Genomic DNA, 18,165 nt, shown 5'->3' with positions numbered 1-18,165 from the left:
CATCGCATCTGGCCGCGCCTGGATCATCCGCCAACACCAGGCCAAGGCCGGCGACCCGGCACTCGCCCGCGCCGAGCTCAGCCCACACGTACTACGCCATTCCCGGGCCATGCACCTCTACGAGGCAGGCGTGCCGCTGCCCTACATCCGCGACATCCTCGGACACGTCGAGCTGGCCACCACCGATATCTACGCCAGAGCCTCCACCGAGGCCAAACGCAAAGCCCTCGAAGCCGCCTACACCGACATCGTCGCCGGCGACCTGCCCGAATGGAACCAGGACCCCGGACTGCTCAACTGGCTCGCCAACCTGTGAGCCTCCGCACCAGGAAGGGTTATGCGCAGTGCTCGACCCCCAGCGTCGCTGTCACCAGGGCCGGCAGGCCAGCGCTACGCATAACCCGGCACTGTTCATAAGGGGGCTTATGCGCAGCTGAACATAACCCCCCCTGCGGGGTTCCCTCCTGGGTGGGAGCGAATCCCTTGCCAGGTTCGAACACACCCGCCGTCAGCCACTGCCGGGTTGTTTCCTTTCCGGGAAACGACCCGAGAACGGCCAGTAGCTGGGAGTGGTCGATCCGGTCGAACGCCGCGGTCAAGTCCGCGTCCAGGATCGATAGCCGCTGGGCGTTGCGCCCATGCAGCGTGTTGAAGATGGCCTCGATCGCCTCGTGACAGCCCCGGCCTCGTCGAAATCCGTACGAGCGGATCTCGAACCGGGCTTCCACGCCCCGTCGCTCGTGACTCGTGGCTCGTGGCCAACAATCCCGAAACACTGGCCCCGCGGATTGGTCGGCATGGCCGGGGGTCCGGGGGCCGCTCGGGCCGGTAAGGCTCACCTCATCGAGCGCGTTGATCTGTTGACCCGGGGCAGCGGAATCGGCCCTGGGCGGTCTTCTGACCCGAGTTCCGCGGTTGATGGGCACATAGGCTCCTTCTGATTCGTGTTTGTGCTGGTAGTGGGTCTGCGGCGTCCTCGGAATCTCCGAAAAGCGTGGGCACACGACTTGTGGTGTCGGGCTTGATCACGCTGGCTGTTCCTGGTCGGCTGGTGGGCATGTATCTGCGGGCGACGCAGCGGAAGAACCGGGACGGCACGGTCGTGCGATACGTGCAGCTGGCGCACAACCGTCGGGTGGACGGGGTCACGCAGGCGCAGGTGCTGTTGAACCTGGGCCGGGAGGACCAGCTCGACCGCGACGGGCTGGCGCGGCTGGTCACCTCGATCAACCGCTACCTGGGCACCGCTGATGGGGCGGTGGCGGATGCCACGCAGCTGGTCGGGGACGGGCTGTCCGTGACCGGCTCACGCCCGGTAGGGGCGGTGCACCTGCTCGACGGGCTGTGGCGGGCGCTGGAGATCGACACCGCGCTGCGCAAGGTACTCGGGCCGCGCCGGTTCGCCACCGACGTGGAGCGGGTGCTGTTCGCGCTGGTCGCCAACCGGGCCATCGACCCGATGTCGAAGCTCTCCGCGGGCGAGTGGGCCAGCCACGACGTGGCGATCGACGGACTCGAGTCGATGGACGAGGACCAGGCCTACCGCGCCATGGACCTGCTGGTGGAGGCCGACGCCCAGGCCGAGGTACAGGAAGCGGTGTTCTTCGCCGTGGCCAACCTGCTCAACCTCGAGGTCGACCTGCTGTTCTTCGACACCACGTCCACCTATTTCGAGCGCGACACCGAGGACAGCGGCGACGAGGCGTTCCGCCGTTACGGCCACTCCAAGGACCACCGTGACGACCTCCCGCAGATCGTCATCGGGCTGGCCGTCACCAAGGAGGGCATCCCGGTGCGCGTGTGGTGCTGGCCCGGCAACACGTCCGATCAGGCAATCCTGCCCGGAGTGAAGGACGACATGCGCGGCTGGCGCCTCGGACGCGTCATCACCGTCGTCGACCGCGGATTCTCCAGCGCGGACAACCTGGCCTATCTGCGCCGCGCCGGCGGGCACTTCATCGCCGGGATGCGCATGCGCGACGGGAATCCGCTGGTCGAGCAAGTACTCGCCCGTCAGGGCCGCTACCAGCAGGTCAAAGAGAACCTGCGAGTCAAGGAAGTCCGCCTCGGAGCTGACACCGACGTGCGGTTCGTCATCTGTCACAACCCCGAACAGGCCGAGCGCGACCGCACCCAACGCGAAGACGCGCTCACCCGACTGGAAGCCGAGCTCGAGCGGATCAAGCAGGCACGCGAACGCGACCGCAAGAAGACGAACGCGACAACCCGACAGAAGGCTGAAGCCGCGCACACCAAGGCCGAATGCGCACTGCGCGATCACCCGACCCTGGGCCGCTGGCTGCACCAGTCACCGACCGGCAGGTTGTCACTCAACCGCGCGAAGATCAAGCAGGAGGAACGGCTGGACGGCAAGTACCTCATCGCCACCTCCGACCCACACCTCAGCGCCGAGGACACCGCCCTGGGCTACAAGAACCTCCTGGAAGCCGAGCGCGGATTCCGCGACCTCAAGTCCAGCCTGCTACTGCGGCCGGTCTTCCACCGGCTCGAACACCGCATCCGTGCCCACGTCCTGCTGTGCTGGTTGGCGCTACTGCTCGTGCGCCTCGCCGAACGTCGCGCCGGCATGACCTGGCGGCGCATCAACACCGAACTCAGCCGGGTCCACGCCGTGACGCTGACCGGCAGCGCCGGCACCGCCGTGCACACCACACCGCTCACCACCGCCCAGGCGGCCATTCTGCGCGATTGTCAGGTATCCGCCCCGACCACCGTGACCGCGCTAGACCCGGCCTGACCAGGCAAAACACCCACCCGAGCCTGGCGAACGGCGTAGGCACACGCCCCCTCCGCGCCCTCACGGGCGTTCCCCCAGGTCAAACCCCGAATCCGACCCGCCCATGTGCCTCTCAACTGCGGAACCCGGGTCTGAGTGCTGGGGTGTTTGCGCGACGCGGCGGCGGAGTCGCGGTGCCGGCGCATTGCTTAGGTCGGGACCCCCTGTCGGCCCGAATCCATGGGCCAGATCGCCTGTCGTGGCGCGAGGGATGAGGGTCCGCTGTCCGCGGGAGTCGTGGGTTGGTGCAGGCGGTAGAGGTGGGCGTATGCGGGGTTGGTGGCTAAGAGTTGGGTGTGGGTGCCGGTTCCAGTGATGCGGCCGTGCTCTAGGAACACGATGTGGTCGGCGTCGGTCACGGTGAGCAGGTTGTGCGAGATGATGATCGTGGTCCGGCCGTGCATGAGTCGGCGCAGTGGCGCCAGGACACGTTGGCTGGATTCGGCGTCGAGGCCGGTGGTGGGTTCGTCGAGCAACAGGATCGGCGCGTCGCGGATCATCGCGCGGGCGATGGCCAGGCGTTGGCGTTGTCCTCCCGATAGCATCCGCCCGCGTTGACCGACCCGGGTGTCATAACCCTGTGGTAGCGCGAGGATGAACTCGTGGGCGTCAGCGGCGGTGGCCGCGGCAATGATGTCGGCTTTGGTGGCGTGGGGTTTGCCCCAGCCGATGTTGTCCCCAATGGTGGCGTCGAAGACCAGCGTCTCCTGTAGCACGGTGCCGACGTTGCGGTAGAGATCGCTGAGGGCGAGCTGTCGTAGATCAATACCGTCGATGCTGATGGCACCGAGGGTGGGGTCGTAGAAACGCAGCAACAGCTTCGCCAGAGTGGACTTCCCGGCGCCGCTGGCACCGACCACGGCGATCTTTTCACCCACCGCGACGTCGAGGTCGATCCCGCCCAGCGCGGGGTGTTCGGTGCCCGGGTAGGTGAAGCTGACCCCCCGCAAGCGCACCGCGCCGTGGGCGCGGCGCAGCGGTGTGGGGTGGGCAGGTTCGGTGACCAGGGGTGTTTCGTCGAGTAGCTCGATGACCCGCTCGGTGCTTGCGCTGGCGGCGAACAGGGAGTTGCTGAGCCGCCCGACGCCTTGAACAGGTCCGTAGAGCTGGGTCAGGTAGGCCACGAAGACCAGTACACCGCCGATCGTGATGCGGTTGTTCGCCAGCTCCCATACCGCCAGGCCGAGGACCAGCATGACGCCGATGACCTCGAGGAGGTCACTCAAGGGGCCGAACAGGGCCTGCAGCCGGGTGGCGAGCATCTGGGCGGTGAAGCTGCCCAGGTTCTCCTCGTGAAATCGGGTGCTCTCGGCGTCGGTGCGGTCGTAGGCGCGGACCAACGCGGCGTTACTGAAACTCTCCTCGGCCACGGTGGTGATGGCGCCGGCTCGGCGGCGTTTCTCCCGGGAAGCCTCCTTGATCCGCGTTGAGAAGAACCGAGCGGCCCATAGGAAACTCGGCGCGGCGATCAACGAGGCCCCGGCCAGGCGCCAGTCCAGGTAGAACAGCGCGCCGGTGAAAAAGACGAGCTGACACAGGTAGGTCAGGGCTTGGGCAAGGCCGGACAGAACCAGTTCCTCAATGGCACCGATGTCCCCGGTCAACCGGGACAGAATGTCACCGAGCGGCCGCTGTTCGAAGAACCCGGGCGAGAGCTGGTGCAGGTGGGCGAACAGGCGAGTCCGAAGGTTCAGCACGAACCGCTCGCCGACCCAGGTCGACAGGTACTGATCGGTGAACGACACCACGCCTTGGACCACCGCGAGTGCAACGTATGCCCCGGCAAGCACCGGGAACAGGTGGAAGTCGTGCGGAACCACGACATTGTCGATCACGACCTTGAACAGCCAGATCGCGACCGTGCTCAACACCGGGGACACCGCGACCAGCCCCAGACTGATCCACAACCGAGCGCGGAACGGGGCGGTGTCCGGCCAGAACCGGACGAAGCTCGCTCGCACTCCCACTCGGGGTGTCGTGGTGAGCAAGCCGCCCGACGCTGTACCCAGCGCAGCCGCCCACGCCGACCCGCGAGGCGGCCGCGGCTGTTCGGTGAACTTCGTCATCTTCGCGGCCCCCCGGTGGTGGCCCCACCCCCACGGGCAGGACCACCACCACAGCGTCTATCTATCGGTGGTGGTGCCGGCGACGGTCCTCGTCCTCACGCCGGCGGCGGTCGTCGTCCTCACGCCGGCGACGGTCGTCGTCGTCACCGCGGCGGCGCCAGTCATCGTCCCGGACCCAACCCCATCTGCTGCTTCCCATTCTTTCCTCCGTCTTTGTGCGTCTCTGTGAAGGACGCCATGCGGCGCTCCCACGAGGGGTATAGCGAGCCACTCCTCGCATCGGTTACGGCAAATCCCGCTGGACCACTCAAATAGACCAACATAAGTTCGATCACCGAAGCAAGCATTGATCTAGAATGTGAATTTACTATGATAATCCTGAGTAACCTGAGGTATCTCAGCAATCTAGTCCGAAATCCTCAAATGTGAGACAAATCAGTTTCTCATAATGTGAAAAAGATTTGAAAGAGTCGCGGGTATGGGGCGGACGAGTGCGTGTACGTGCTGGACGGGCGCCTCGAGGTCGAGTTCGACGGACCGGACCCTGATCGCCGAACCTGGCGCGTTCGTGCTGCTCCCGGCGAGGGTGCCGCACGCGCTGCGCGGCGCCTCACGGCCGCCGCCACGGGTCCTGCAGATCTCCACCCCCGGCGGGTGGGAGTGCTACTTGGAGGACCTGGTCGAGGCCGGCCTGTCCGTGCTGACCGACGGCGAGCTGGACCCGACCAAGATCAATCCCATCGCCTCCCGCCACGGCATCCACTACGACATACCCGCCGCCAGTGAAACGGGCACCGCGCACATTCCCCAGGAGCCGGCATGCACACCGCCCACCTCGTCGTGACCGTCGTCGCCGTCCTCGCTACGGGCTTCTCGGGCGTCGCGCCCCTCGCACGATTGCCGGCGATCGTGCCGGCCATGACCCGGGCCGGGGTGCCGCTGCCCTGGTTGATCTTCCCCATCGGCACTCTCAAGACCGCCGGGTCCGCCGGCATGCTCCTGGGCCTGCTCGGCGTGCCCGGGGTCGGGACCGCCGCGGCCGGCGGGCTCGTCCTCTTCTTCGCCTGCGCGGTCCATGCCACCGCACGTTCGACGACGCCACGGTGTGGGACGGCCACCGCCTCGATGGGACGTATGCGCACCCGCGCACGCCGCGAGCTCCTTCGACAGCCGTGCCGACTCCAGCACCGCCCGCCGCAACCGGGACGCCGGGACTCCCACGACGATCGCCGTTGCAAGGAAGACCACCAACGCTACAACGTCGGCCATGTCGTCGACCCCGAGCGTGTGGAGTGGAGGTATGAAGAGGTAGTCGAAGACCGTAACGGCAAGGACCGCATTGACTACCGCAAGCCCGGTATCCCACACCATGGCAAGCGCCACGACCCCGAGCGCCTAGAGGGCTAGCAGGAAAAGCGGGGGCACGCGCGGATCGAGCAACGCGACCAGGCCGCTCACCGCAGCCACCATCGCCACGCTGGCGAGCAGCCCGCTCAACCAGCGGACGATGGGTCCGCTGACCCGGCGCCATGCCGTCTCATCCCGTGCCATCGGTTGGGGTGCCATCTCCGGAATGACCTTCTCAGCTCGACCAGTTTGTCGGTGGACGAGGTCTGGGAGGGCCACCATCAGTCTCGATGAGCTACACGAGGTGACCCGCCTGGTGCGCGGTGAGTACCACCGCGTCGATCAAGTCCTCGCCAGGTTGACTGGTGCCGGCCGGGACGACCTCCCGGACAAACCGATATCAGCGTTTCGTGCCGGCCGGGACGCCAGTCCGGCCGACACCGCAGTGCCCGCGGGCGGCGATGGGATTCTGAAGGTCAAGGTGCGCTGCCTGATCGTAGATGACAATCCGAGGTTCCTGCGCGCGGCCCGAAGCCTGCTCGAGCACGAGGGCATCTCCGTCGTCGCCGTTGCCTCGAACAGCGCCGAGGCCCTCCAGCGAGCCGACGAGCTCCAGCCGGACGTCACGCTGGTGGACATCGACCTGGGTGGCGAGAGCGGCTTCGAGCTGGTTACTCGACTCCGCCAGGCCACCCCGCGACTTGACTAGAGAGGAGCCGATCATGGGATAAACCCGGACGATCTACGGACGCCCGATTGCTGGCCGATCAGGAGATGAGCGCGACTCTTGGCCGTGGCCGCACACCATCTCCGGGTGGGCGAGGAAGTAGGTGAAAACAACTACCTTGCTCCCCAGCTCGGTCGCCTGCCATCAACAACGCGTCGCGCCGCCCGGCCTCGGCGTTGTACAGAGCTGATATCGCATGAGGTCAGTCGAAAAATTCGGGTGCTGATCGGGGATGACGGCTGCCCATCGGGGTAAGCCTCCCCATGAGGCGTCCTGGATGAAGCATCGATCGGCAGAAGCGGTATTAGCCGGCTGCGACAGGTCGTGAATGAAGGCGTTGCGCACCAGCCGCGAGATAGGCTCTCCCGCCGCCGGTCTGAAGCGACATGATCGTCCAGGGGAAGGACCATCCCGTGCCCTTCGTCGACCAACTCGAACCGTGACCGACGCGGCGCCGTCAGGGGGCTCGGGCGACCTCGTGTCCGCAGCCGGATCTCGGGAGGAACCCGAGGTGGAGGATGCGTTCGACCGGTTGGTCGAAGAAGGTCACACCAGATTGACCCGGCCACTGCTACCGCTGTTGAGCACAGGTTTCGTGGGCGGTGTGGACGTCGGTATGGGGGTTCTGATCTACCTGGTCGTCAAGACCGAGACCGGAGACAGCCTACTCGCGGCGGCGACGTTCACGATCGGTTTCGTGGCGCTGCTGCTGGCCCGCAGCGAGTTGTTCACCGAGAACTTCCTGGTGCCGGTCATCGCGGTTGTCGCCCGGCGAGGCACGGTGTTCCAGCTGGCGCGCTTGTGGGGGGTGAGCTTGATCGCCAACCTTGCGGGCGGATTCGTCATGGCAGCGCTGATCGTCGTTGCACTGCCCGGCGTTCGGGCCACTGCCGTGCAGATCGGTGGCCACTACGCACACCTCGGCGTCACCGTTGAGTCGTTCTCCCTGGCGGTGCTGGGCGGAGCCGTGATCACTTTGCTCACGCGGATGCAGCACGCCACCGAGAATCTGGGAGTCCAACTGGTGCCCGCGATCTTGTTCTCGTTCGTGCTGGTCGGCGCGCAGCTTTTCCACTCGGTGCTGGACTCCATCCTCATGTTCTGCGGTCTACTCACCGGTCACACCGACTACGGCTACGCCGACTGGCTAATTGCACTGTGCTGGTCGTCGCTGGGTAACCTGGTCGGCGGCCTGGTTCTGGTCACCGCAGTCCGGCTGCTTCGGGTGCCTCACCGGGTGAAGGAAGAACGGGAGCACGTGTAGACGTGCTCGCAGAACTTGATTGACCGAAACACGCGGCACCGCTTCCTTCACATCAGCGAACACGCGAGCGTCGGCGACGAATCAGCCCGATCGCCGGCATCGCGACGACGCTGGCTCTCGCGTCTGCGCGACGAACACCCCAAACCGCCTGATCACGGCCCGGGATCAATCTTTCGTCGTATCGAAGTCACCTGGTCGTGCTCCGGTGGGGATGGTTCCGGCTCCGGCCAGCGAGGGCGCTTCGACCTCGGGCCCCGCCCTGCGCTCGAGGAGATAGACGACTTCGGCCACCACGGTCGCCGGGACCAGCATCGCGCAACCTGTCGGGTTCCAGAACTCGGCTGCCGGGGTTGACCTGCGGGTTTAGGCTGCACGTTCGTACTCGTTGATCAGGCCTCCCAGGATCGGTCGACGTCTGATCCGCTGCTGGTCAAGGTCCGGGGCGGGATGATCGGGGCGTGGCGGGAGAAGTCGCTGCGCGCGGTGTGGTCGCCGACCGTTGTAATGGGCGCCGTACTCGGCAAGTGCGGTCCGCAGGTTGCCGCTCCGCTCCCCGGCATTGCTCAGCGCCCGCCGCAGCAGCCCGACGACCTCGGCCGAGGTGCAAGTGCGGACCTGGTGTTCCGGCAGCGACTTGGCGAGGTTGCCGGCGGCCGTGACGAAGGCGGGCACGCCGACGGGCAGCTCACCAACCAGCCGAGCCCGCCCAGCGCGTCGACGATGTAGTCGATAACGGCACCGGTCGCCGGCTTCACGAGCACCAGGCCGAGGTTCGTGTCGGCGTCAATCGCGAGTGACGCGGCGTCCCATGCTCGCACGTACGGCGGCACGGTCGCCGTGCCCGGCTCGCCATGTACGCGCGCGTGCCGGCCTCAACTCACCCTGACACGCAGGGCGGAGCGAACCCAGCGAGCCCATCTGCTGTCATCGCGGACTGGGTCGGCGACAAGCAATACTCGGTCTCGTTCATGTGCGCGCAGCTCGGCGTGGCCCGCGACCTTGATCCATCACCCCGGCGCTCAACCAGCCCTCGACCCATCCCCGGGCGGGTAAGGTCCCGAGTGTCAACGGTCATTGGGAACTCCGGGTGGGCGGACATTTGATCTCCGGGCTCGCGGACAGCAGATCTCCGGGTAGGTGGACTTAAGTTCTGCGTGGCCGCGTGCCGTCAGCCATCCTGAGCGCGGGGGGCGATCCATCACCCGTTCAGCCTTCGACGCCCCTGCTCTGGTCGACGATGGTCTGGTGTCGTGGGGTGATCCACAACATCACCCGCTCGGACTTGATGTTCTCCGGTGGGTAGGGCGAGCCGGTGTACTTCCGCGCCAGTTCGTCGATGTGCGCCCGCGCCTGCTCGCCCATGGTGGTCGCGGTGACCTCGCCGCGCACCTCGGCGTAGCGGTAGGGATCCTGCTCGTCGCGGACCAGTACGGTGATGCGAGGGTCGCGCTGGACGTTCCGGTACTTCGCGCGGTGAGTCTCGGTGTTCAGGACGATCTTTCCGTCCCTGGCGTCCACCCAGATCATCTGCGTCTGGATGGTGCCGCTGGGAAAATGGGTCGAGACCGCCGCAAAGTTCTTCCCAGCCGCCAACTCCCGCGCCATGGGGTGCAGCTGCTGGTCGTTCGCCGAGTGCGCCATGGTGGCCGACCTCCAGTAGTGTGGATGGAACATCAGTGGACCGGATCGGGCGCGCCGTCACCTAGACCGCGGCGAGAGCTGTTGGATGCGTGCGCGGTCCGACACAACACCTCCAACATGCTGTGCAGGTGCGCCACGGCGAGCTCGATGTCGTAGTACTTGCGTTGCCCGGCCCGTGACTCGGCGGCCAGCAGCCCGCACCGGTGGACCTTCTCGAAGTCTCGTAGGGAACCTTGTAGCGCCCCTTGTTGGCGACGTCGAGCGTCTCGTCGATCCCGAGGTGCCACTTCCCATACTCAGCCATGCCGTGCCGCTCGATGAACGCGTTCTCCCGCTGTGTGGAGGGCTGGTGCTCGCTCCAGGCGTCGCGGTCGTCAATGATGTACCTGCCCGTCGCGATGAGCTCCCGAGCATCGTCGAGCGCGCGCCGGTTCAGCGTGGCTGTCATGGCTTCTGCCGTTTCCGCTGGTGTTCCGTGGACACCCCACATCGGTTCGGGGCAGTCCGCGCACACTGTGCGCCACACCGACCGCTCCCGCCGGCGCGGCACTCGTGCGACGCTCATACCCGCACTCTGATCGATCCACCCCCAGCGGGATTCAGCCTGGAGAGGCCAGCCCTCCGCTCGGCTCTTGCCCCGAGGGAGCGATCGGACCGGCGCGCCGGGGACCCCGACCGGCCGTGAGGGCTGGTCACAGACGGTCACCTCAATCGTGGGGTCATGGCAACGTGGAAGGGTTCGCTCCCCCTGGCAGAGGCAGCTTCCCGTGACACATCGACCCGCCCCACGCCAACCCGAGACCGTGAGATTCGAGGACTGGCATCACCCAGACGTCCGGCTCGCAACCGCAGGTGCGCGGAACGACCATTCCTGGCTCGGTGCGCGGAGTTCGCTGAGCTGGATCGCTTGCTTAGGGCTGTTCGACAGTGAGGGCGGGGCGCTTGTGTTGGTCGGTGAGCCGGGCGAGGTTCCGACGGAATCCAGGGCGGATTTCTCAGCCCAGATCAGCCAACAATGCCGCGAGTGCGGCCTTCTCGCTGCTTGGGTGGGGGTTGGTGGAGCGCAGCTCGCGCAGCACGGTGTCGATTTTGCCGTCGATCTGAGTCCACGCCGCCGTGTCCCGGGGCTTCAGCCGTGCCTGGGCGTCGTCCCACGCGGTCTCCAGGTCGGTGATCCGGGTGGTGGCCCCGGACTGGTCACTAGCGTTGAGTTTGTTCAGCGTGTCCTGGGTGATGGTCCGAAACGGCGACAGATCCCCCAGCGTAGAGCGACGCGGCGCCGGTGTGCCGCCGGCGGGCGTCGCCGGCCCGAGCGTGCCGAGCAGGTCCACGAGCGCTGCCTTCTCGCTGCTTGGGTGGGGGTTGGTGGAGCGCAGCTCGCGCAGCACGGTGTCGATTTTGCCGTCGATCTGAGTCCACGCCGCCGTGTCCCGGGGCTTCAGCCGTGCCTGGGCGTCGTCCCACGCGGTCTCCAGGTCGGTGATCCGGGTGGTGGCCCCGGACTGGTCACTAGCGTTGAGTTTGTTCAGCGTGTCCTGGGTGACGGTCCGAAACGGTGACAGATCCCCCAGTGGCGACGCTGGGGCTGCCTGGGCATCGCCGGGGGACGCCGTGCTTGAGTCCGGCGCGGCGGCGGAGGCCGGGGAAGCGTCCTGCAGGGCGGACTTGCGCATGGCGTATCCGGTGCCGCCCAGGACTAGCAGGAGGCCGACCACGACGACGGTCTGCCACAGACCCCCGCGTTGCGCCCCCACTTCGGTGCCCGCCACGGCACGACCGGAGATGACGTCCGCCTTGGTCAGGCTCAGGTAGGTGACGGTGCCGACGATGGCGACCAGGAAGATCACACTTGTCACGGTCGCGCCCAGGCCCAGCCCCCCTTCTCCGGTCGGCTGGGCCAGGTAGTCCCCGATCGACGCGCCCAAGGGCCGGGTGAGGACGTAGATGATCCAGAACGCCAGCACCGGGTTGAGACCGGCTCGCCAGCCGACCGCGGTGATCAGGACGATCCCGGTCACGATGAGTCCGGACACCAGGTACCCGAGCCCCAGCACCTGGGCCATCAGGTCACCGGTCGCGGTGCCCAGCGCGAAGGTGACAAGAATCGTAAGCCAGTAGAACGCCTCCCGGCGCCTGGTGAAGATGGAATGGATCGACAGCGTTCGCTCCGACCGGTACCACGCGAGGAAAACGAGCGCCAGGAGCAGGCCGAAGAATAGACTGCTCGCCTCGAGCGGCACGCCCAACTGGTCGGTGAGAAGGTCCGTCACCAGCGTGCCGAAGACACTGACCAGGGTGACCGCCAACCAGTACCTGCCCGGAATGTACCGATCCGCGCGGAACTGCAGGACCAGGGCTCCGACGAGCAGGATTCCGGTCACCACGGAGGTGGCGACCAATCCGAAATTGAGATTGACGTTGAGGAAGTCCGCGGCCGTTTCACCGACCGTTGTACAGAGAATCTTGATCACCCAGAAGTAGATCGTGACTTCCGGAACTTTGCTCAGAAGCCGGCGGCTCCTGCTCCCCACGAGGGGGTCATAGGTGGTCATGAGCCTCATCCCTGGTTCATTTGCCGCCTCGGACTCCGCCCGTGGCCGAGTGGGTTCAGACACGACGCTATGCGGCGATCGACTAGCGGGATGGCAGAACTAGGCAAGCCCTCGGCAAATTCGGCGACCCGGCGATAAGGCTCCCGGCGGCGGTTCAGGGGGCGCGGTGGCGCAGCCGTGCAGGGTTTGTACTCGCCGGCGCATGAGAGCTTCGCTGTTCCAGGCTTCGATGAACCCAATCCGGGTGGCTCTTGGGTCGTCGAGGGTCATTTCCACGAAGCTGGCGCTGAGGGCTTGGATGAGGCCGGGAACGGACTGGTCGGATTCGCGCATGGCGGCCCGCCTCGGCGCCCGCAGCGCCGTCCCGGAAGGCGACGGACTCGCGGGCCAGCCGGTCGGACAACAGCTTCCACTCGTAGGGCAGCGTCTGACTCAACGTGGTGATGTCTTGCTGGACATGTGGGCTGATCCGCCAGCGCCGGCGCGGCTCAGTCATCGGACTGACCCACTCGGGAAGCACCGGGCACTCCGGTGAACAGTGCGCCGTCACGGTTGGCAGTACAGTCGGCTGTCGAACCAGAGCCCACGACTTGCGGTCGGCCCGATAACCACGCGGGGAGTAGACCTCGGCGGCGCAGCGCCCGCTCGACGGTCGAGGTCGACACGGCGTGACTGTCGGCGCGCATTCGGACGACGACACCGGAGGCGGGTGGTGGTGGAACGGCGGCCAATGTAGCCGCGTCCGTGGCCCGTGGTCACCCGACCGTTCTCCTACCGGCCCTCATGTTTGTGGTGTCTGACTCGCGCGTTGATCCCGGGTTCCGTTACTGCGGCGGGCAGACTCCTGACCATGATCACGGCGACGGACGGCGCAACCTCTGAGGGATCTATGCCCGCCGCGTGGCCCTCTGAGTGCGAACAGTGCGGGAGTCCATTGCTGCTGCGCAGGCCCGACCGAACCCTGTACGCGCAATGTCAGCCTCAAGTCCTCGGCGCGAAGAGCTACTCGGCGTCCTTGCCGCCCGCTTGAGTATGCCGCCCACCCTGACCAGAACGCGGACACCTCCGAAGCCGTTCGTCGCGGTCTGATCGCCCGATTGGAGCGCGACCGCGGTATCGCCCGCCCACTGAGAAGGCTTCCGCACGCTGGCTAGCTAGCTCACGATCCTCCCGTCTTGCCTCTTACTGGTGATCGTTTTGCCTGCCGTGCAGTTCGGCTGCTGGCCGATCTTCCCGCCGAAAGCCGGGGGCGGCCCGCACCGTCGAGCGCCTCACCGGACGACCGCTGATCATCATCGTTGTTATGGCCACTGGCAGGCATTCAGGGATACCAGCTAGCTGGTAGTTCCGATGGGTGCTCACGGTGACGACACACACCCGGCGGATTGCCAGTCTTATCGGTGACAAGTGGCGGCACCTCGGATGCGGCGCCTTGCTTGCGCCGGCAACTTGTGTTCAGTTCTTAGCGGTCCCTGTCGTGCCACCTCTTCAATCAGTAGGAGGTCTCGATGACGCACGCCAGCAGGCCGATCACCCGGGATCCCGAAGAAGAACAGATCGCTCAACAGCTCAAGGAGAGCGAAGCTCGGCTAGTGGATCACTACGTTACACACGGCGAGATCACCGAAGATCATGTGCGCCACACGTTCGGACGTGTGGCCGAACGCTTTCTGAGCGCAAGGATTCGCACCTTCCTTCCGATCTTGATCGAGCGAGCAGCCCGGGAGCTGGAACGCTGACGCTCGAACCTCCGTTCCCGGCCTCGCGATCCTGGCCGGCAATTCGGCGAGGGTGGGCGTGACCCGGAAGCCCCGATTCCCCCTGGGTGACCAACGGCACGGCAGCCTGTGCGCTGCTCAACGCGGTGGCCCCGGCCCGGCAGGCCAGCAGCCGCGCCGCCCAGACCGCTCTAGCATTGCCTCTCGGTCACAGTGCGGTGAATTGATCATCTCCATCAGCGAGGCGACCACGTCTTGTTGGGCGGCGACCAGCTGCTCGTGGAGTTGGCGTGGGTCCCGGTTGGGTGCGCTTAGGCGACCTGCCCCCACCGGCCGGGTCATGACTCCGAAGACGGTCACCCAGCGTTGCGGAGTCCACAATTGTGGATAACCGCGGCGTCACAGCCGCGCTGTCCACATCGGTGGACACCCGGCGACGGAAGAACCCCGGTTGGCGGCCCAGCGGTGTCGGACACTGTCGCGGGCATCGTTTCTCAACATGTGCTCGGCAGCGACCACCGCCCGGTGAGGACACCCAGGACGCCCGGAGGGTCGCCGTTCTGGGGTTCCGGCCCTTATTTGGTGCCGCTGGGTTATGTGACCGGTTGGTCGTTGGGCGGGGGCAGCGTGGACCCGTCGCGCAAGATGACCGGCCCGACAGGCGCGGAGGTGTTGGTCGGGGGTGGTGGCGCCGGGTTCGGCTCAGGGGTGGGGTTGGGCGGGGTGGGTTGGGTGATCGTGGTGCCGAACGCCGGGGGCGTGGGCATGGACGGACCAGGGTTGATCAGATCAGCGAGGCTGGGTGCCTCATCGAGTCGGGGGACTCCGAGCGGGGGCAGCCCGAGCAGGTCCAGCACGGTCTTGCCGATGCTGACGTGGGAGCTCCACCGACTGTCGATGCCGACCTTGACCCGGCCGCCGAACATCAGCAGCGGGACCCGGGGGCCGTAGGCCAGCTGGACCCCGTCGGGGGTGTGTTCGACGTTCGGGGTTGTCACGTGGTCATCGAACCCGCCCCAGTCGTCCCAGGTCAGCAGGAACACGGTGTCGTCCCACAGCCCGGCGGCCACGATCGCGTCGACGGCCTGCCAGATCTTGTCCTGGCCCTTGCTCACATCGGCTACCGGGTGCTCGTCATACGGGCTGTCGTGCCAGACCATGCTCAGCCCGGGCAGGTTCGGTGCGTCGGCGACGATCTGGTCGCTGCGTACCACGTTGGGTGAGGCTTTGAGTTGCTGGTAGAACGCCACCGGATAGGACGAGGTGCCGGTGTAGGCCTTCCAGCTCAGCCCGTGCTCACCGGCGTGGCCCAGGATCGAGGGCATGTCCCAGACCGGGTCGCCGTGGCCACGAGGTGGGTTGCGCAGGGTCGGGGTCTGCCCGCCGACCAGCAGCAGATGGTTCGGGGTGGAGTTGGTGCCGAAACCGGAGCAGTGGTTCTCCAGGAAAGCCCCGGTGGCGGCGAGGTAGGCGTAGTAGGGCAACACCGCGGTGGTGTCGAATTGGGCGTGCACCGCCGGCGTCGGGCTGCCCGCGTGCTGGGCGTGCAACCACTTGGCGTAGGCGGCGCGGGTATGGGCATGGTCTTTCAGTGGTGGATTGGGCTGGATCGGCCAGTCATCGACGACGTTGGCGCCCCACCGGCGCATCGATCGAAAGTAGTTGTCGGTGGTGTGGTTCTCCTGGACGAAGACCACCACATGCCCTACCGCGGCTGTCACTCCCGCAGGCTCCCGTAGGACCCACCGAGACTCAAGGAACTGCAGAAAAACATCCGCCCGCTAACTCCACTGGTGACCGCTGATCCGGTGTCATCCCAGATCCTCCGCAAGGCCCTGCCGAGCGCGTCAGCGTTCTTGCGAGCGCTCATCGAGGAGGGAGGGAGGGCAACCGCCCGGCGACTGCGGGAACTCACTGCTGGCCACGAGCTGCACGCCATGACGTTGAGACTAAATACCCGGCGCGCCGCCTCGCGGGAGATCAGCTCGCCCCATATCGCAATCTCGCTTGCCATCCGGCTTCGACATCCTGGAACCGCTCAGCGAGAGGTACCGCCGGGGCCCGGCCATCTGCGGCTGCGCCGTGTGGGCCGCGGGCAGGCAGCGGCGGGGCCCGAGGGCCCCGGCTGCGTGCCCGCCGGATGGTGTGTCAGACCATGGCGAGCCGGTCCACCAGCAGCTCCACCCTCGGCTCGGTGTCCTCCGGCGGCAGCCGTCCCGACCGGGTCAGGGTCGCCACCCCGTGCAGGGACGCCCAGAACACCTCGGTGAACAGCCCCGGGGCGACGCCGTCCCCGGCGACCTCGCCGAGGCTCTCCAGCAGCGCGGCGAAAGCGTCTTTGAGAGGTTCCGGGGTTTCCTCCTGTGCGTACGCGAGGCCGCCGTCGAGTTGGAAGATGGCGTCGTAGACCGCCGGGTTGCGTTCGGCGAAGTCGAGGTAGGCGCGGGCTAGGGCGTACACCCGGGCGCGCGGGCCGTCCGCGGCGGCGGTCGCGGCCCGCACCGCCGCGGCCATCTCGGTGGCGCCCTGGAGGGCGACGGCGCCGATGATCTCGCGTTTGCCGCGGAAGTGGCTGTAGAGGACGGGCTGGCTGTATTCGATGCGCTCGGCGAGCCGGCGGGTGGTGACCGCTTCCCAGCCCTGCTGCTCGGCGAGTTCGCGGGCTGTCGCCACGATGAGGCGCTCGCGCTCCGCCCGTTCGCGTTCCTTGCGTTCCTGTACCGACATGATCCGATCCTAGCGCCGCTAGACAAGAGAGCGGCAGCAGCACTAGCGTCGCCTCATCATCTAGCGGCACTAGATTCTAGGAGGGTCATCATGCTCAACGCACTCGAGGTCGTCACTACCGTGGTCGTCGGCGTGATGGTGGGGGTGGAGTTCTCCGTCGCCTTCGTCATGAACCCGATCCTCAACGCCCTTCCGGAGGACAGCGGCCAACTCGGCCACGCCCACGGGGGCCGGATGCTCGGCGCCGTGATGCCGGTCTGGTACATCGGCTCGCTCGTCCTCGTCGGCATCTGGGCTGTCGCCGGGTGGCACCGCCACGGCACCGGCCTCGTCGTCACCGCCGGCGCGCTTCTGATCCTCAGCGTGACCATGTCGCTTCTGCTGCTCGTCCCGATCAACAACCGGAACAAGACGTGGACGCCTGACAACCGGCCCGCCGACTGGAAGCAGCAGATGAACCGCTGGGACCGCCTCCACTACGTCCGCGTCGCCGTCATCATCGCCGCCTTCGCCCTGCTGGTCGCCACCCTCACCTGAGCCCACGGGCTCACCCGCCCGGTCGTCAGCCGCAACCGCTGAAGAGGCAAGTTCCACGCTGAGCGTTGCAGAACAGCGCTAAACCGTTGAGCAACTAGTGGTTCTCCACGCTGTCTGGCCCCGACCTCGCGCGGCCAACGCCGTGTTCCGAGTGGGACGTGCGCGCGCTCGTCAATCACGTCGTCGGCGCGAACGTTCGCTTCCAGCTGTTGCTACACGGGGCACCGACTGAACAGGTCGAAGCGATGCCCACCGTCGATCATCTTGGCGACGACGCGCTGGCGTCGTGTATCGCGACGGCCGACCGCGCTGTCGCGTGCTTTCACGATCAGCACGTTGCTGAGGGCTGAGATCGAGGTCGGCCGTGCATGCGAGGAGGAAGGCCACGACATCGTCATCGAGAGTCTCGTCCGCACCGATTGCGCGGGCGAGATCCCAGCCGTGGATCGCGGCTTCGTTACTTGTGAGGAGCCCGTGATTCTCTCAGGTTCGAGCAAACCGTACAGTGTTCGATAAGCTCGCTAGGGTGACCACTCCTGCCAACCTTGTTGCTCCGGTCGAAGCTGCCCCACCGCTGCGGCACCCAGACGCACCTGCACCCGGAACGGAACTCAACCTGCACTACGACGGGTGGCTTCACCTGTGGACACCCGACGAGGTGTGACATCGTGCGGATGCCCTGGTCGCTACCTTCCTCAGTTCGTCTCAACGAAACATGGACACCAATGCAGTAGCTGAATGATCATGGCGCGGCAAGGTTCGCGACGGAGCCAACTTCCATTCCGCGGC

Annotated in this window: 18 protein-coding genes and 2 pseudogenes; 10 read left to right on the top strand and 10 right to left on the bottom strand. The window is 66.5% G+C overall.

Features of this window, described 5'->3' with window-relative positions:
- Position 1 precedes the first annotated feature (1 nt).
- Complete coding sequence (locus tag ACTXG6_RS33020; protein ID WP_445190155.1) at positions 2 to 316, top strand: tyrosine-type recombinase/integrase; 315 nt, start codon at positions 2 to 4, stop codon at positions 314 to 316.
- A gap of 19 nt (positions 317 to 335) precedes the next feature.
- Here the strand turns inward: ACTXG6_RS33020 and ACTXG6_RS33015 are convergent, their stop codons facing one another.
- Positions 336 to 728: a reverse transcriptase domain-containing protein gene (locus tag ACTXG6_RS33015; protein ID WP_445183318.1), complete on the bottom strand. Its 393-nt coding sequence runs from the start codon at positions 726 to 728 to the stop codon at positions 336 to 338.
- A gap of 329 nt (positions 729 to 1,057) precedes the next feature.
- On the opposite strand from ACTXG6_RS33015, the gene ACTXG6_RS33010 reads away from it, so the two are divergent.
- Positions 1,058 to 2,758: an IS1634 family transposase gene (locus ACTXG6_RS33010; protein ID WP_445190154.1), complete on the top strand. Its 1,701-nt coding sequence runs from the start codon at positions 1,058 to 1,060 to the stop codon at positions 2,756 to 2,758.
- A 188-nt stretch (positions 2,759 to 2,946) separates the two neighbouring features.
- On the opposite strand, the gene ACTXG6_RS33005 is transcribed toward ACTXG6_RS33010, so the two are convergent.
- A complete protein-coding gene (locus ACTXG6_RS33005; protein ID WP_445183317.1) occupies positions 2,947 to 4,764 on the bottom strand; it encodes an ABC transporter ATP-binding protein in 1,818 nt (605 codons plus the stop codon).
- A 13-nt stretch (positions 4,765 to 4,777) separates the two neighbouring features.
- Between ACTXG6_RS33005 and ACTXG6_RS33000 the strand changes: the two genes are divergently transcribed.
- From ACTXG6_RS33000 to ACTXG6_RS32990, 3 genes and pseudogenes are all read left to right on the top strand, one after another.
- Positions 4,778 to 5,092, top strand: coding sequence for a hypothetical protein (locus ACTXG6_RS33000; protein ID WP_445183316.1), 315 nt, complete (start codon positions 4,778 to 4,780; stop codon positions 5,090 to 5,092).
- A 339-nt stretch (positions 5,093 to 5,431) separates the two neighbouring features.
- A complete protein-coding gene (locus ACTXG6_RS32995; protein WP_445183315.1) occupies positions 5,432 to 5,707 on the top strand; it encodes a hypothetical protein in 276 nt (91 codons plus the stop codon).
- A pseudogene (locus tag ACTXG6_RS32990) lies at positions 5,683 to 5,904 on the top strand (DoxX family protein); the annotation flags it as partial. The gene ACTXG6_RS32995 and the pseudogene ACTXG6_RS32990, both read left to right, overlap by 25 nt.
- A gap of 189 nt (positions 5,905 to 6,093) precedes the next feature.
- Here the strand turns inward: ACTXG6_RS32990 and ACTXG6_RS32985 are convergent.
- A pseudogene (locus ACTXG6_RS32985) lies at positions 6,094 to 6,234 on the bottom strand (DUF4118 domain-containing protein); the annotation flags it as partial.
- Positions 6,235 to 6,514: 280 nt separating this feature from the next.
- On the opposite strand from ACTXG6_RS32985, the gene ACTXG6_RS32980 reads away from it, so the two are divergent.
- Together ACTXG6_RS32980 and ACTXG6_RS32975 are read left to right on the top strand one after the other, a co-directional pair.
- Positions 6,515 to 6,919 carry a LytR/AlgR family response regulator transcription factor gene (locus tag ACTXG6_RS32980; RefSeq protein WP_445183314.1) on the top strand — a complete coding sequence of 135 codons (405 nt, stop codon included), beginning with the start codon at positions 6,515 to 6,517 and terminating at the stop codon, positions 6,917 to 6,919.
- 346 nt (positions 6,920 to 7,265) lie between these two features.
- A complete protein-coding gene (locus tag ACTXG6_RS32975; RefSeq protein ID WP_445183313.1) occupies positions 7,266 to 8,201 on the top strand; it encodes a formate/nitrite transporter family protein in 936 nt (311 codons plus the stop codon).
- A 165-nt stretch (positions 8,202 to 8,366) separates the two neighbouring features.
- Here ACTXG6_RS32975 and ACTXG6_RS32970 read toward each other — a convergent pair whose 3' ends face one another.
- The 5 genes from ACTXG6_RS32970 to ACTXG6_RS32950 form a co-directional block, all read right to left on the bottom strand.
- The gene (locus ACTXG6_RS32970) at positions 8,367 to 8,513 is read right to left on the bottom strand and encodes a hypothetical protein (protein ID WP_445183312.1); all 147 of its coding nucleotides are present in this window, start codon (positions 8,511 to 8,513) and stop codon (positions 8,367 to 8,369) included.
- Between the two features lie 51 nt (positions 8,514 to 8,564).
- Positions 8,565 to 8,873 (bottom strand): hypothetical protein, encoded by a 309-nt coding sequence (locus ACTXG6_RS32965; RefSeq protein WP_445183311.1) that lies wholly within the window; start codon positions 8,871 to 8,873, stop codon positions 8,565 to 8,567.
- Positions 8,874 to 9,407: 534 nt separating this feature from the next.
- Positions 9,408 to 9,842, bottom strand: coding sequence for a PPOX class F420-dependent oxidoreductase (locus tag ACTXG6_RS32960; protein WP_445183310.1), 435 nt, complete (start codon positions 9,840 to 9,842; stop codon positions 9,408 to 9,410).
- Positions 9,843 to 9,903: 61 nt separating this feature from the next.
- Positions 9,904 to 10,290, bottom strand: coding sequence for a hypothetical protein (locus tag ACTXG6_RS32955; protein ID WP_445183309.1), 387 nt, complete (start codon positions 10,288 to 10,290; stop codon positions 9,904 to 9,906).
- A 547-nt stretch (positions 10,291 to 10,837) separates the two neighbouring features.
- Complete coding sequence (locus ACTXG6_RS32950; RefSeq protein ID WP_445183308.1) at positions 10,838 to 12,394, bottom strand: COG4705 family protein; 1,557 nt, start codon at positions 12,392 to 12,394, stop codon at positions 10,838 to 10,840.
- A 1,508-nt stretch (positions 12,395 to 13,902) separates the two neighbouring features.
- On the opposite strand from ACTXG6_RS32950, the gene ACTXG6_RS32945 reads away from it, so the two are divergent.
- Entirely contained in the window at positions 13,903 to 14,133 is a 231-nt protein-coding gene (locus ACTXG6_RS32945; RefSeq protein WP_445183307.1) for a three-helix bundle dimerization domain-containing protein, read from the top strand.
- Between the two features lie 572 nt (positions 14,134 to 14,705).
- On the opposite strand, the gene ACTXG6_RS32940 is transcribed toward ACTXG6_RS32945, so the two are convergent.
- Complete coding sequence (locus tag ACTXG6_RS32940; RefSeq protein WP_445183306.1) at positions 14,706 to 15,833, bottom strand: alkaline phosphatase family protein; 1,128 nt, start codon at positions 15,831 to 15,833, stop codon at positions 14,706 to 14,708.
- Positions 15,834 to 16,260: 427 nt separating this feature from the next.
- The gene (locus ACTXG6_RS32935; protein WP_445183305.1) at positions 16,261 to 16,839 is read right to left on the bottom strand and encodes a TetR/AcrR family transcriptional regulator; all 579 of its coding nucleotides are present in this window, start codon (positions 16,837 to 16,839) and stop codon (positions 16,261 to 16,263) included.
- A gap of 90 nt (positions 16,840 to 16,929) precedes the next feature.
- On the opposite strand from ACTXG6_RS32935, the gene ACTXG6_RS32930 reads away from it, so the two are divergent.
- Together ACTXG6_RS32930 and ACTXG6_RS32925 are read left to right on the top strand one after the other, a co-directional pair.
- Entirely contained in the window at positions 16,930 to 17,376 is a 447-nt protein-coding gene (locus ACTXG6_RS32930; protein WP_445183304.1) for an anthrone oxygenase family protein, read from the top strand.
- A gap of 110 nt (positions 17,377 to 17,486) precedes the next feature.
- Positions 17,487 to 17,726 carry a maleylpyruvate isomerase N-terminal domain-containing protein gene (locus tag ACTXG6_RS32925; protein ID WP_445190153.1) on the top strand — a complete coding sequence of 80 codons (240 nt, stop codon included), beginning with the start codon at positions 17,487 to 17,489 and terminating at the stop codon, positions 17,724 to 17,726.
- Positions 17,727 to 18,165: the final 439 nt, after the last annotated feature.

The organism is Pseudonocardia sp. Cha107L01 (assembly GCF_052566575.1).
This window is presented reverse-complemented; position numbering and strand designations above follow the sequence as displayed.

Excerpts from the sequence above, each read along its gene's own strand:
- ACTXG6_RS33010 (WP_445190154.1), top strand. The coding sequence starts at position 1,058 with ATGTATCTGCGGGCGACGCAGCGGAAGAACCGGGACGGCACGGTCGTG.
- ACTXG6_RS32975 (WP_445183313.1), top strand. The coding sequence starts at position 7,266 with ATGAAGGCGTTGCGCACCAGCCGCGAGATAGGCTCTCCCGCCGCCGGT.
- ACTXG6_RS32970 (WP_445183312.1), bottom strand. The coding sequence starts at position 8,513 with ATGCTGGTCCCGGCGACCGTGGTGGCCGAAGTCGTCTATCTCCTCGAG.
- ACTXG6_RS32960 (WP_445183310.1), bottom strand. The coding sequence starts at position 9,842 with ATGGCGCACTCGGCGAACGACCAGCAGCTGCACCCCATGGCGCGGGAG.
- ACTXG6_RS32955 (WP_445183309.1), bottom strand. The coding sequence starts at position 10,290 with ATGACAGCCACGCTGAACCGGCGCGCGCTCGACGATGCTCGGGAGCTC.
- ACTXG6_RS32950 (WP_445183308.1), bottom strand. The coding sequence starts at position 12,394 with ATGACCACCTATGACCCCCTCGTGGGGAGCAGGAGCCGCCGGCTTCTG.
- ACTXG6_RS32945 (WP_445183307.1), top strand. The coding sequence starts at position 13,903 with ATGACGCACGCCAGCAGGCCGATCACCCGGGATCCCGAAGAAGAACAG.
- ACTXG6_RS32935 (WP_445183305.1), bottom strand. The coding sequence starts at position 16,839 with ATGTCGGTACAGGAACGCAAGGAACGCGAACGGGCGGAGCGCGAGCGC.
- ACTXG6_RS32930 (WP_445183304.1), top strand. The coding sequence starts at position 16,930 with ATGCTCAACGCACTCGAGGTCGTCACTACCGTGGTCGTCGGCGTGATG.